The organism is Nitrospirota bacterium, assembly GCA_040757335.1.
In the GTDB taxonomy this organism is placed as follows: Bacteria; Nitrospirota; Nitrospiria; order 2-01-FULL-66-17; family 2-01-FULL-66-17; genus JBFLXB01.
In genome coordinates this window covers 1-13,331 of sequence record JBFLXB010000026.1, presented here as the reverse complement: position 1 = coordinate 13,331, position 13,331 = coordinate 1, and the positions used below count along the sequence as shown (strand labels likewise).

At 61.9% G+C, this 13,331-nt stretch carries 11 protein-coding genes; 8 read left to right on the top strand and 3 right to left on the bottom strand.

Annotation, left to right across the window (positions count from 1 at the left end):
* Nucleotides 1–129: 129 nt before the first annotated feature.
* Genes AB1451_12825 through AB1451_12815 form a run of 3 tightly spaced genes read right to left on the bottom strand, consistent with a single transcriptional unit; the run spans nucleotide 130 to nucleotide 2,666 of the window.
* Nucleotides 130–1,146, bottom strand: a complete 1,017-nt coding sequence (locus tag AB1451_12825) for a PstS family phosphate ABC transporter substrate-binding protein (GenBank protein MEW6683786.1) — start codon at nucleotides 1,144–1,146, stop codon at nucleotides 130–132.
* 38 nt (nucleotides 1,147–1,184) lie between these two features.
* Complete coding sequence (locus AB1451_12820) at nucleotides 1,185–2,429, bottom strand: putative porin (GenBank protein ID MEW6683785.1); 1,245 nt, start codon at nucleotides 2,427–2,429, stop codon at nucleotides 1,185–1,187.
* Nucleotides 2,430–2,468: 39 nt separating this feature from the next.
* Nucleotides 2,469–2,666 (bottom strand): hypothetical protein, encoded by a 198-nt coding sequence (locus AB1451_12815; protein ID MEW6683784.1) that lies wholly within the window; start codon nucleotides 2,664–2,666, stop codon nucleotides 2,469–2,471.
* Nucleotides 2,667–3,270: 604 nt separating this feature from the next.
* Here AB1451_12815 and AB1451_12810 point away from each other — a divergent pair.
* The 8 genes from AB1451_12810 (at nucleotide 3,271) to AB1451_12775 (ending at nucleotide 13,285) form a co-directional block, all read left to right on the top strand.
* Nucleotides 3,271–4,071 carry a DUF3450 family protein gene (locus AB1451_12810; protein ID MEW6683783.1) on the top strand — a complete coding sequence of 267 codons (801 nt, stop codon included), beginning with the start codon at nucleotides 3,271–3,273 and terminating at the stop codon, nucleotides 4,069–4,071.
* An 8-nt stretch (nucleotides 4,072–4,079) separates the two neighbouring features.
* Nucleotides 4,080–5,510: a MotA/TolQ/ExbB proton channel family protein gene (locus AB1451_12805; protein MEW6683782.1), complete on the top strand. Its 1,431-nt coding sequence runs from the start codon at nucleotides 4,080–4,082 to the stop codon at nucleotides 5,508–5,510.
* Complete coding sequence (locus AB1451_12800; protein MEW6683781.1) at nucleotides 5,510–6,142, top strand: MotA/TolQ/ExbB proton channel family protein; 633 nt, start codon at nucleotides 5,510–5,512, stop codon at nucleotides 6,140–6,142. The genes AB1451_12805 and AB1451_12800 overlap by 1 nt, the downstream gene beginning before the upstream one ends.
* On the top strand, nucleotides 6,139–6,546 hold the full coding sequence (locus AB1451_12795) for a biopolymer transporter ExbD (GenBank protein ID MEW6683780.1): 408 nt from the start codon (nucleotides 6,139–6,141) through the stop codon (nucleotides 6,544–6,546). Before AB1451_12800 ends, AB1451_12795 begins: the two co-directional genes overlap by 4 nt.
* A gap of 17 nt (nucleotides 6,547–6,563) precedes the next feature.
* A complete protein-coding gene (locus AB1451_12790) occupies nucleotides 6,564–7,196 on the top strand; it encodes a TonB family protein (GenBank protein MEW6683779.1) in 633 nt (210 codons plus the stop codon).
* 135 nt (nucleotides 7,197–7,331) lie between these two features.
* Nucleotides 7,332–8,516: a hypothetical protein gene (locus AB1451_12785; protein ID MEW6683778.1), complete on the top strand. Its 1,185-nt coding sequence runs from the start codon at nucleotides 7,332–7,334 to the stop codon at nucleotides 8,514–8,516.
* A gap of 20 nt (nucleotides 8,517–8,536) precedes the next feature.
* Entirely contained in the window at nucleotides 8,537–11,629 is a 3,093-nt protein-coding gene (locus AB1451_12780; protein MEW6683777.1) for a TonB-dependent receptor, read from the top strand.
* Between the two features lie 279 nt (nucleotides 11,630–11,908).
* On the top strand, nucleotides 11,909–13,285 hold the full coding sequence (locus AB1451_12775; protein MEW6683776.1) for a hypothetical protein: 1,377 nt from the start codon (nucleotides 11,909–11,911) through the stop codon (nucleotides 13,283–13,285).
* Nucleotides 13,286–13,331 lie beyond the last annotated feature (46 nt).

Genomic DNA, 13,331 nt, shown 5'->3' with positions numbered 1-13,331 from the left:
GGTGTGTTACTGGAAGGTTAATTTGAAGTTACGAGTTGACTCATGGGCCATCGGATTCCGATGGCCCAGAGCAAACGAGCTGCGACGATCCCTGGAGATCGTCGCAGCTCCAGATCAATCAGCCGCAGGTTACTTCTCAGCCGACAACAACGATTGCAGCGTCACGCCGACCTGCGACCCCTTCCCGCCGAACACGGATCCGACCACCCGCGACTCGGTCCGCTTCAGCGCCAGATCGTAAACGTCGTCCGGCAACGGAATGTACCCCACTTCTTTGACCAACGGCCGCCCCTCTGTCAGGTAGAACTTCACGAATGCATTGATCTCGGCCCGATCCAGCGCCTTCTTGTTGACGTAGATGAAGATCGGCCGCGACAACGGCTGGTACGTCGCGTTCTTCACGTTCTCGAATTCAGGGAGGATCGGACCGTCGCCGTTCTTGGGATTTTCGTCGTCGATGGCCACGAGCTTAAGGCGGTCCTTGTTGTGCTCGTAGTAGGCCACCCCGAAAAATCCGAGGGCCAAGGGGTCGTTGGCAATGCCCTGAACCAACACATTGTCGTCTTCGCTCGCGGTAAAGTCGCCACGGCTCGAATGCTCTTTGCCCACGATGGCTTCCGTGAAGTAATCGTACGTTCCAGAGTCTACCCCGGGCCCGAAGAGGTGGATCTCCTTGTCCGGCCACCCGGCTCGAATCTGGCTCCAGCGCTTGATCTTGCCTTGAGCTGCCGGCTCCCACAGCTTTTTGAGTTCTTTGGGAGTCATGCTGGTTACCCAATCGTTCTTCGGGTTGACCAACACCGCGAGTCCATCGTAGGCCACCGGTAGCTCGATGTAGGCGATCTTGTTATCGAGACACAACTCGACTTCCGACACCTTGATCGGGCGCGACGCATCCGAAATATCGGTCTCCCCCCCACAGAACTTCTTGAACCCGCCGCCGGTACCAGAGATGCCGACCGTGACCCTCACCTTCGGGTTCTTCTTCTGAAACTCCTCGGCCACCGCTTCGGTGATCGGGTACACGGTGCTCGACCCGTCGACTTTGATGAGGGTTGCAGCGTCGATCGATGGCGGCGATGCTAAGGAAAGCGTCCCCACCAGCGCGGCCACAAACCCCAGTCCCCAATACCGTCGTGTTTCCATCCCGCGTCTCCTCTTCAACATGATTGTCTGTCGATACCTTAGAACTTGACCGACAGATCCGCCTGCAACCGATTGATGTCGTTCGGCGCAGCCTGATCGTCCTCGATCTTGGTCTTGAAGTACTTCACCTTGACCTGGAGCGCTTTGTTCGGGTTGTACGCGGCCCAGACGATGCTCCCCTTGCGATCGGTCCCGCCCGTGCCAAAGTCCGAGTCAGAGATATCAGCCAGCGTGGCATCGGTCCCCAACTGCTTATAGAAGTACGCCACCTCCCAGGTTTGGGGAGCGCTGGCTTTGCCCAGGATCAAACCGGCTTGGTAACCGCTGTCCTCTGTGTCGGCGCCGGTCGAATCCACCGTATCCGCGGTGTTCGTGACATAGTCGGCCATCACCGAGACCGGCAACGACAGAACCTTGAAACCGACCATTGCCGTGATGTCCACCACGTTATAGTCGTTGATCAACTGATTCGCGACACAGCCCGTCGGCGTCACAGGAGGTCCCAGGTCGCAACGGCTGTTTCCGCTTTGAACCACGCTTTGGCTCAGCGTACCGTTTGGGTACTGGACGTTGACGGCGTTGTAGTAGGCGACCGCCAGAGTCGTCTTCACGTCGTGCACCGGGCTCGCAGTGGCGCCCACCTGTTGCCCGAAGAGCCACTGATCCGTGTCCGGCTTGCCGCTGCTGTCCTCATCCAACACGATCTGCGCGAGATTCACGAAGAGTTCCGCCCCCCCCAGTTTGAATTTGAGGTTTTCGGCCACGCCCTCGGGGTTGAAGTCGTCGTCCCACACCACATCGCTGGAATACACCGTAAAGAAGGGATTGGGCATGCGGCCTCCGGTGAGGCTTAGCCACCGCGTGCTGTCCCCCTGCCACCGAATGTACGCACGGTCGATCCAGATCGCCTTTTGGCTCGACAGGTTGTCGAAAGTCTGATTGGTGGACACCTGCTCGCCGGTCCCGCTCGCCAAGCGGATGCCGACGGTAATGGTGTCCAGCTTCACGTCGGCTCCAAGGCGCAACCGGAACCGCATGCGGTAACGATCGTCGGCAGTGGTCATATAAAACGTCTCGTACCGAAGCCGAATATCGTTGTTGAACGTGATCCGGTCGATCAACGACGAAAACTTTTTCTTCTGTACCGATGCCGCCTCATCCTTCGTCAAAATGCCTTTGTCGAACAGGAGTTCCTCCAACGGCACACGTCCTTCCGCTGCTGCTGTCGCGGCGTACGACAGCGTCAGCAGTCCCACCAATGCAGCCCCCACCCCTCTCTTCATGCATCCTCCTTGAGATTAAGCGTCCCACCTGATCCGACCTCATCCGACTGCGCGCTCGGCCTCTTGCCGACACAGGTCGAGGTAGGCTCTGATCTCGTCGAGGTACAGGGGGCACCGGCTGAACCGGCCCGTGGTGCAGAGCTGCGCGACCTGATCTTCGCTCGGCACGTACGTCCCTCGACGGAGCAGACACAGCGGGACCAAGGGATCGTGCAGGTCCAGCTTCGGACAACTCATATCGCCTCCTTTCGCTTCATCACCGTGTCGACGGGGGCAAGGTAACATCGACACGTTTCGTTGGTATTACCGCCACATTAACGCAAAGTAAATTTCGGGTCCTTTAGAGGGCTACCCGATCAACGCGACAAGCCGGTGCAACCTCGTCGCCCTCACGCGAGGCGGGGGCCGTCGCCGATTGACGAGGATGACGGGGTCTACGATGTCTCCGCACACCACACAGCGCCATCCCCGAAACCAGAGATGGCCGGTATCTCCATGGACGTCCAGAAATCGATCAAAAACCATCAACCCCTGACACCGACTACAGTGCATAACGCCTCCGATCCCGTTCGCCGTCCTGCACCACTCGAAATCGCGGTACGCCCGCATGGTAGTTGATCGGCGTTACAACGGTGTCAAGCACGCGTTTTCTTCGGGTAAATTCCTCCCACCGTTTCGCCGAGCCCGATCGGGAGACCTCGCGACGTTTATTTAACTGGTCCGTTACGCGGCGTTCACGCGGAGTTAATCTGCCGGGCGTACACTGCGTCCGGTTTCATTGATGTCTTCGCGCTGCGCAACGTCTAACCCGAATCATCGATTCGCCGGAGGAGCCATCACCATGAGAATCGCTGGCGCTCAGCGCCGATTCGTTCTTTCCATCGGATGGGTATGGCTCGCATCGCTGGCCGTCGCCCCGTCAGTGCAGGCTGATTCCGTGGAACGGCTTGCCGAGGAGTTGGTCAAGTTGCGCGGCGAGGTCGAGGAGTTGAACGCGGAGTTGGACCGGAAGAAGGCCAATCACCGGACGGACATGCGCGCGTTGCAGGCCCAGCGCGCGGAACTGCAAGCCGAAACGCAGCGCGAACAACTCCGAATCGAAAAGCTCAAAGCAAGTCTCACTAAACAGCGCGAAATCGCGCGCAAGGCCGGCATCGATCAACAGGAGCTCAAGCCGGTGGTGTATCGCGCGCTCGACGATCTCGAGGCATTGATCCGGCGCTCTCTGCCGTTCAAGACGTCGGAGCGTCTGTCGGAAGTGGACGCGCTCCGCCGTCAGGTTCAGACCGACGTGTTGACGCCGCACAAGGCCGTCAGCCGCCTCTGGGGCCTGTACGAGGACGAGATCAGGCTCGCGAGTGAGAACGGTTTGGACCGCCAGGCGATCCAGCTCAACGGAGAGGAGCGCTTGGCGGACGTGGCCAGGTTGGGCATGGTGATGATGTATTTCCGAACCAGCGGCGGCGACTACGGTCGCGTGGTCAACAGCGGGGGTCGCTGGCAATACGAAGTCCTGCCACGGGCCGCGGATCAGGACCGGGTCGCCACGCTTTTCGACTCGCTCAACCGCCAGATCCGCACCGGGTATTTCGAACTGCCGGCCCCGTTCACCCGCAACATCCTGGTGAGCGAAAAGCCATGAGACAGACGATGATCACGCGCCTTGGCGCCCTTTCCCTGGTCACGATCAGCCTCGCGGCCGGAAGCCTGACCCATGGGGCATCCGCCGCGGCCCAGCAGACCGCGCCCGTGTCGCCGAGCCCGGCAACAGCGGCTGCGCCGCGCCCCGAACCGCCGGCGGGAGCAGAGGGCGGGCTGGAGCGAGCCTACAAAAAGGAATTCGCGTTCCTGGGAGCGCAACGGCGCGAGCTCAAACAGCGAATCGAACAAATGGACACCACGGCCCGCGAGGAGGCTTCTGACGTCGGAAATCAGATCGAACGCCTCGAGGGCGAGTTGTTGGCGCTGAACGCCCAGGGCGACCGGCTGCAGGAACAGCTCGAGGAGGCCGAACGCGCGGCCGACACCAACGCCGGCAGCCGCGAGACGCTCGAGGCGGTCTTTGATCAGGCCGGCACCACGCTGACGAAACACGGCCACGCCCTGATCGACACGGATGATTTCAAAGCCCTGGATGACGAAGCCAAGATTGGAAAGCTCTTTGCGGTGACAAGCAACGTGGTCTCCGGTCTGTCCGGTCTCAGGCAGACGCCAGGCGCCTTTTACCTGCGGGACGGCACCAAAACCAGCGGCACGGTGATCCGGGTGGGCAATATCGCGGCCTACGGGGTGAGCGAGGCCGGCAGCGGCGCGCTGGCTCCGGCCGGCGGGGGCCAGATGAAGTTGTGGACGCTCCCTGCTGCGGACGTGGCGCAGGCCTTGGCCCGCAACGAGCAGCCCGATCCGCTCAAAGTCTTTCTCTATGAGTCGCTGGACAAGCAAGTCACCGAGGACCAGAACCAAACGCTGCTGCAACACGTTGACAGCGGCGGGTTGATCGGGTGGCTGATCGTGGCCCTCGGTGGGTTGGCGTTGCTCCTGATCCTGCTGCGCGCGGCATTCCTGAAATCAGCCAGCACGAGCACGGGTGACGTCCTCAACAGCGTGGGGGAGCTTGTCAAACAAGGCGATCTGAACAAAGCCCTGGAGGAATGCCATCGCAGCAAGGGCTCCACGGGCCGCGTCCTCGCCGCCACGATCCGCAACTTGGACCGCGACCGCGAGCATCTCGAAGACATTGTGTCCGAAAGTATTCTCAACGAGAGCGGACACCTCAACCGATTCGGCGCCTTTATCCTCGTGCTGGCCGCCGTCGCTCCGTTGCTGGGCCTGCTGGGCACGGTGACCGGCATGATTCAGACCTTTGACATCATCACGGTGTTCGGCACCGGCGACCCCAAGCTGTTGTCCGGCGGCATCTCGGTCGCCCTGGTCACCACCGAGTTGGGATTGGCCGTCGCCATCCCCGCACTGGTGCTGGGCCACCTGCTCTCGGGCTGGAGCGAACGCATCAAGGACGACATGGAGAAGGCGGCGTTGCGCGTCACGAACCTCTACCACCAGACCAAAGCCGCGGCGTGATGCCCCAGGGGTTGTTTCAGCAAGGGCTCGATCTATTCGCCCACTACGTGGAGGTGGGCGGCTACGTCATGCCGCCGTTGGTCGCCGCCACATTGCTGCTGTGGTTTGCGATCGGCTATCGGGCTCTGGCGTTGAGGCGGGGCGGCGTGCAGCCGGTGCGAACCCTGATCGATCGGCAACTCAAACACCCCGCTGAGACCCGCACAGGCATCGTCGAAGCTGCGGTGGGGCGCGGCATCGGGGTCTACCGGAGGGGGACGCCGTCCCTGCGCAGAGCCCTGGACGACGTGTTCGGCGAGTATGACCGCGACTTGAAGCGGTTCTCCCTCTTGATCCGGATCATCGTGGTGGCCGCGCCTTTGCTGGGGCTGCTCGGAACGGTCAGCGGCATGATCGAGACCTTCAAATCCCTGGAGGACATGTCGCTGTTCTCGCAGTCCGGCGGCATTGCAGGCGGCATTGCGCAAGCCTTGTTCACCACCCAGCTCGGCCTGGCCGTGGCGATACCCGGGCTGATCATCAAGGGGTACTTGGACAAGAAACAACGGACGATCCAAATGGAGCTCGCACAGATCAAAAACATCCTGTGCACCATGGCGCAACGGCCGCAGACGCCTGAGGTCGCGGCGTGAGATTCCGCGAACCGAAGGATGCGCAGGGCCAAGGGATCGACATCACGCCCTTGGTCGACATGGTGTTCATCCTGCTGATCTTCTTCATGGTCAGCACCACGTTCATCAAGGACATGGATCTGGACATTCAACGTCCCACCGCCACCAGCGCCACGCCCGCGTCGAGCAAGGCCATCCGCGTGTATATCGACGGGAGCGGGGACACCTTTCTGGACGGCAAACCAGTGAGGACGTGGTTGATTCAGAGCCGCCTCCGCGACCTGCTCAAGATCAGCACCACGAACTCTGTGCTCGTGGTGGTCGATGAATCGGTGCCTGCCAACAAGCTGGTCGAAGTCGTGGATCAGTGCCGGCTGGCCGGCGCCAAGGACGTGGGCGTGGCGACGAAGGAAGAAGTGGGCTGATCTCGCGGGAGGCGAACATGAACGAGGGTATTCGATACGGAGCTGCGTTGGCGTCAATGGCGTTCGGATCATCGCTGGTCTTCGGGTCGCTCATCCTGATGAACGAACTGGGCGGAGGACCTCCGGCGCAGTCCGACGCGCGACCCAGCCACTTCGAGGTTCAGAAGCTCGTGGAGCCTCCCAAAAAGAAGGAGGTGGAGGCCAAACCGCGGCGTAATGAACCGTCGACGTGGCGGCCGCCGGCCGCCCTCGACGGCCTCGACTCCCAGCTCGCCGGCGTGGACGTGGGACTTCCCTCGCTTGACTTGGCCGACATGGTGCGGCCCAGCGATCGCCTTCTCGGCAGCGGCGACGACTTGGTGATGACCGACGAGGCCGTGGACGTGAAGCCGCGGCCCACCAGGCGCGCGGCGCTCGACTATCCGATGCAGGCCAGGACCAAGGGCATCGAAGGCTACGTGGTGCTCAATGTGTTGATCACGCCTTCCGGCGACGTGGAAAAGGTCAAGGTCCTGGAATCGAGCCCTCCCCAGATCTTTGACCAGGTGGCGGTGGACAGCGTGCGCCAGTGGCAATTCGAACCCGCCGTGTACAAAGGCCAGCCGGTCAGGGTGTGGGCCAAACAAAAGATCGGTTTTGACCTGAGTTAGTTCCGTGAGTCGGTGCTCACCCCGCAGCATGAAAATGCACCCCCCACCCTCCCCTCCCCCTCAAGGGGGGAGGGCTAGGGAGGGGGTGGCCTTTCGCATGTTCTGAGCAGATCCCCTCGGCCTGGGCATTGACGCGTGATCTCGTACCCGCGAACCTTCATCGTCACTCTCGTCGTGACCGCCGCAGTCCTAGTCGGCACGTGGTCCGGCTCGGTTGCCGTCTCAGCCGAGAAGAAACCCGCTGAGGAGGTCGATCTCGTTGCGCTCGGTGCCCTCCTCATCAGGGACGGGCACTACGACCGGGCGGGATCGGTTTTGGCGCAAGTCGACGAGACCCAAGAAGACGTCGACCTCGCCCGCCTGTACACGCTGCGTGGATTGGTGGGCCTTTATACCAAGGATCTGGCCGGGGCCAGGGTTGCGTTCGAGCGCGCGATCACAGAAGGCCAGAGCGATCCGATCGTCCACGTGTATCTGGCTCAAGCCCACTACGGTCTTCGTGACTTCCGCGCGGTCCTGAAGGAGATCCAGGCAGCGGGCGAGACCGGACAAGCCCTGCCCGAGATCCACCTCATGACGTCCCAGGCCTACTGGGAGCTGGGCGATAAGGCCGCGTCGTGGCGCGCGCTCGAGTCCGGCGCTCGCCGCTTTCCGGACAGCGGGGCGTTTCCGCGGCGCCAGATCTTTCTGCTGATCGAGCTGGGAGTGTACCAGGAGGCTGCCGAGCTCGGACGCGCCTACCTGAGTCAGACCGGTTCCGCGAACCCGGAAGATGCGCTGGCCATCGGCAACGCGTTGCGGCGCAGTGGTCAGCCGCGAGATGCGGCCCGGTTCTTGGAGCGGGCGCGGCTCCAGCGCGGCGCCAACCGCGACGTGGTCCTGGAACTGGCGCACGCCTACCTGGACATGGGCTGGACCTACGCGGCAGCCGGGGTGCTGGAACATGCCGCGGACCAACACCCGGACCTCACGGCTGAGGCGGCTGAGCTGTACCGCCGGGCGGGTCGTCCCTACTATGCGCTCACCCTCAACGTCGGGGTGCAGGACCAGAAAAAAAAGTTCAAACAGCGGCTCGCCCTGCTGATCGAGCTCGAACGGTTCGACCAAGTGACGGCCATGACCGATGCGCTGCACCGGGTCGGACTCCTGGACGACGAGGACATTCGTTACGCCCTCGCCTACTCCTATTACAGGACCAGTCGGTACGCGCAGGCCGAAACGCACCTTGCGAAGTTGTCTCGCCCCGAGTTGTTCCGCAAAGCCTCTGAAATACGCAAGGCCATGGATGAGTGCCGCCATGCCACGTGGAAGTGCGATTGAGGCACCGCGGGCCCGCTCCCTTGTCGATCACAACGCTGGCCAAGGGCTGGCTCGCGTTCGGGTTGTTTACGTGGCTTCCCGTCATCGCCCTCGCCCAGAAGCACGCTGAGTTCTCGCTGGTGCTGCTCCGTGACGGCGCCCCGGTGAGCAACGTCACGGTGAGCCTGGAAGGCGAGGTCATCGGCACGACCGATCGCGTCGGTCGCGTGGAGCTCGCGCTCCCTCCAGGTCAACACGACCTGCTGTTGCGTGACGGCGACCAAACGCTCGCCCCGCTCGCCGTCACTGTCGGCGCGGGGGCAAGCGTCCAGGTGATCGTCACCCTCTTCAACGACGGCCGTCCTCCGCTGGTTGATCTGGAGAGTTCCGGTGAGGCGACAGCCGGGCAGGCCGAAGTGCAGGCGGTGTTGCAGACCGGCACGGTGTCGGGACGCGTGGTGTCGACAGAAACCGGCGCGCCCGTGTCCGGCGCGCGCGTGTTCGCCAGCGGAACGGATCGCCAGACCCAAACCAACGCGGACGGCGGCTTCACGCTCGGCCTGCCGGTCGGCGTCTACGCGCTGTCGGTGATTCATCCCCAGTTCAGCACCCAGACGTTGAACGACGTCCACGTAGCGGCCGACCAGGCCGCGACCTTTGACGTCGAGCTCACGCCGTCCGGAGTGGAGCTGCAGGAGTTCGTGGTGACCGCGCCCTACATCGAAGGCAGCGTGGCCGCAGTGGCGGAGCAACAACGCGAGAGCTTCTCGGTCACCGAGGTCCTGGGAGCCGATCAAATGGAGGCCGCCGGAGACAGCGACGCAGCCGACGCGTTGCAGCGCGTCACGGGCTTGACCGTGGAGGGCGGAAAGTTCGTCCACGTGCGCGGCCTGCCGGAGCGCTACACCAAAACCCTCTGGAACGGCTCCGAGCTGCCGAGCCCGGACCCCAACCGCCGGGTGGTGCCCTTGGATCTCTTTCCCACCGACAGCCTGAAGTCCGTGGAGGTACAAAAAACGTATTCGCCGGACCTTCCCGGCAGCTTTGGCGGCGGTCTGATGCAGCTCGAGACGCGCGGCGTGCCGGATGAACGGTTCCTGAATGTCTCCCTGAGCACCGGGTACAACAGCGAAGCCACGTTCAAGGACGGCCTGACCTACCGCGGGGGCGGATTGGACTGGTTGGGCATCGACGACGGCACGCGCGCCTTGCCTTCCTCCGTGGAAGCGGCGGTCAGCGGCAACCGGGAGCTGGCTCCGATATCCATTTCCAATCCCAACGGCTTCACGGACGAGGAACTCGAGGCCTTGGGCGAAGCGTTTCCGAACATCTATCGGGTCGACGAATACACGGTGATGCCTGACGCGGGACTCAGCGTGGCCGGCGGCAACCGATTCTACCTAGGTCGCAGCAGACTGGGATTCCTGGGATCCCTCGCATGGAACCGCGAATGGGAGCAGCGAATAGGACCCGAGAATACCTACGGGCTCTCAGGCACCACGCTGGTCCCCGTCGACCAATACAACGTCACACGCAGCTTGATGGAGGTCACGCTAAGCGGGACGCTGACGCTCGCCGCACAACTCGGAGAACACCACAGCCTGACGTCCAACACGTTTCTCATTCGTAAGACCACGGACATGGCGCGCCTGCAAACCGGGTTGCGCGGCGAGAACGATGACACAGTCAGGGAGTCCACTCTGGAATGGGTTGAGCGCCAACTGCTCACGCAACAACTAGTAGGGAGCCACGCGTTTCCGATGTTCCACGACCTGCTCGTGGACTGGCGGGCCATGTTCTCCCAGGGTAAGCGTTATTCGCCTGACCGGCGCTTCTATCGTTACATCGAGCAGAGCGGGCAATTCGTGTTTGAAGAGAGCTCCCTGGCCCGGCGGTATGACGAATTGAACGACGACATCCTAAACCTGGCTCTCGACCTGTCGCTTCCATTGGGAACCGAGGACCGGCTCTTCGCGCTGCTGAAAGCCGGGGCGGCGCGCTCTTCCGCGGACCGGAAGTCTGAGATCCAGACGTTCCAATTCCTGTGGGAACAGGGCTCGATACCCCTCGACATCGCCACCGAACCCAATCCCGAGGATATCTTCAACGCTGAAAATATCCGGTCCGACGGCTTTGTGCTCGACGACCTCACCGGCGCCAACGACGACTACGAGGGAACCGAAGATGTCGACGCGGTCTACCTGATGGCGGACACACGCGTGTACAACACCGTGCGGGTGACCGGAGGCGTGAGATCCGAGCAAGCCAGCCTGAACGTGCGAACCTTTCAGGCAGCGGGCAGCAGCCAGAATGAAGTCAAGAGCGTGCTTGAGACCTCGGATGTGCTCCCGGCCGCCACCGCCACATGGTTTCTGACTCCGACGATGCAGTTGCGGCTGGGCTATGGCGCAACCGTTTCGCGGCCGGACCTCAAGGAACTGTCGCCCGCGTCATACAACGATCCCGAGACCGGGGACACGTACGTGGGCCAGCCGAACCTTGAGGAAACGACCATCAGCGGTCTTGACCTACGCTGGGAATGGTATCCCTCCGGAACCGAGAGCCTCACCTTTGGCACGTTCTGGAAAGATTTCACGAACCCCATCGAGACCGTCAAGATTCCAGGGTTCAACGCACCGCGCAGCTTTCAGAACGCGGATGAGGCCATCAACATGGGCATCGAGCTCGGCTACCGCATGGGGTTGGGATCTCTTGGTCGATCGTGGGAGGCCTTTTTCGTGGCAGGAAACGCGGCGTGGATCGACTCCGAGGTGACATTGGCGGATACGTTGTTCACGAACACCAACAAGACGCGCCCCTTGCAGGGACAAGCGCCGTATGTCTTCAACCTCGCCCTGGGTTTCGACGGCGTATCCACCGATGCCACGATCCTTTTCAACGTGGTTGGCGAACGCATCTCCGAGGTCGGCATTCAAGGCCAGCCGGATGTGATGGAGCAACCCGCGCCGGAGCTCGACGTGGTTTTCAGCCAACGACTTACCAGATCCTTCAAGTACAAGCTCTCGGCCAAGAATCTGTTGAACCCAGAGGTCAAGTTTCTTCAAGACGATCAGATCCTGCGCTCCTATCGGAAAGGTTTTGAAATTGCCTTCTCGATAGGCTGGGACCTGTAATCAGAATGTTCATTTAACGCAAACGTAACGTAGAGCCATCACTTTCTGTAACATCGACGTCCTAAGATGGCGCGACCTAATAGGGACTGACTCCCTTAACCTTCACCCAATATGCAAATGGAGGCAACCATGCGAATGGAAGGTACCACGAAGTTCTTGTTCATAGCCAGTTTAGTAATCGGGATCACTGCGTGCAGCAGTGATGATGGTGACGATAATCCCCCGGCCGCAGGCGGTTGTGCCGTCCCCTGCAACACGACACTCACCATTGAACCAGGGGTGCAGATCTTTGGCGACACCACCGCCAGCACCGCGGGCATCGTGATCACCCGTGGCTCGGACGTGTTCGTCAACGGCACCGCCGCCATGCCGGTCGTCATGAGCTCCGCAGACGGTGGCAATATCAGTACGGCCGCGAACAATTTTTCAGGTTACAACGAGTGGGGCGGCTTGATCATCGACGGTTTTGGCGTGGTCAACGAAGGCGCCGAGGTCCTGAGCGAGGCCGCGCCCGACAGCGTGAACCGCTACTTTGGCGGAAATGATCCCTCCGATGACAGCGGGGAAATCCACTACCTCGTGGTGACCGAGTCAGGGCAGGAGTTTCGTCTTGACCAGGAGATCCAAGGGTTAACTCTGGAGGGCGTGGGCAGCGGGACCGTGATCGACCACGTGCAGGTGCATCAGAGCGGGGACGACGGAATCGAGTGGTTCGGCGGTACGGTGAACGCCAAGTACGTGGTGATCACGGCGCCGGATGACGACGGCCTGGACATGGACCTGGGGTATCAGGGCGGGATCCAGTTCGCTATCGTCAAGCAGTCGGACACCCGGGGCGACCGGGGCATCGAGTCGGATAACAACGGCGGCAACTTCGACGCTTTGCCGCGCAGTCTGCCGACGATTGCCAACATTACGCTGATCGGCGATGTGGGCAAGCCCACCACGACCACCACGGGCGCCTACCACCACGAGGGCTTTGGCGCCTTCTTCCACAAGGCCATCATCACGGGTGGCTTTGAACTGGCTTGCCTAGACATCGACGACCGCTCCGATGATGTCACTGCCGGGCGCTTGTCCTATGACGACTCGATCTTCAATTGCGCGGCTGGCTCGGCGGCCCAGGAGGGCGATGCCGGGGACGCCGGTGAGACGGCGATTTTGGCCGGCAGCGTAACGCAGATCGACCCCCAGTTGGACGCCGACATTGCGGCCCAGAATGCTGCGGCGCAGTTGGCCAGCGCCACGTCCGTGACGTTCACCGATGTGCGCGCCAACTCTGACTTTCCCGATGCCACCTGGGACGATGCGTTCTTTACCAACACGGATTACATCGGGGCGGTGGATCCGAACGATCCGAATCCCTGGTGGCAGGGCTGGACCCTCAGTGAGGGGAGCGGCAGCTTGACTGGCACGGATTTCCACCCCTTGCGAGCCGAGATCGAGGGCGGCACCATCGTACCCGCCGCCTCGGCCAACTGCCCCACCGGCACCAGCGACGCCGGCCAGATGGCGAGCCTTTTCGGCGTGACTTTCCCGATCTGCCTGCTCAACGCCGACATCACCGCCAGCACCACTCTGACGAACGACCATGTGTACCTGGTCTCTGGCACCATCAATGTCGGCAAGGGAGGTGGCCAAGGCGTTACGCCGTAGTCGGTGACATAACGCTCTGACGCAGAGGGGCGCTGCTCACGCAGCG

Coding starts and splice junctions, on each gene's coding strand:
- AB1451_12815 (MEW6683784.1), bottom strand. CDS start 2,666: ATGAGTTGTCCGAAGCTGGACCTGCACGATCCCTTGGTCCCGCTGTGT.
- AB1451_12805 (MEW6683782.1), top strand. CDS start 4,080: ATGATCACGCGCCTTGGCGCCCTTTCCCTGGTCACGATCAGCCTCGCG.
- AB1451_12820 (MEW6683785.1), bottom strand. CDS start 2,429: ATGAAGAGAGGGGTGGGGGCTGCATTGGTGGGACTGCTGACGCTGTCG.
- AB1451_12810 (MEW6683783.1), top strand. CDS start 3,271: ATGAGAATCGCTGGCGCTCAGCGCCGATTCGTTCTTTCCATCGGATGG.
- AB1451_12825 (MEW6683786.1), bottom strand. CDS start 1,146: ATGGAAACACGACGGTATTGGGGACTGGGGTTTGTGGCCGCGCTGGTG.
- AB1451_12790 (MEW6683779.1), top strand. CDS start 6,564: ATGAACGAGGGTATTCGATACGGAGCTGCGTTGGCGTCAATGGCGTTC.
- AB1451_12800 (MEW6683781.1), top strand. CDS start 5,510: ATGCCCCAGGGGTTGTTTCAGCAAGGGCTCGATCTATTCGCCCACTAC.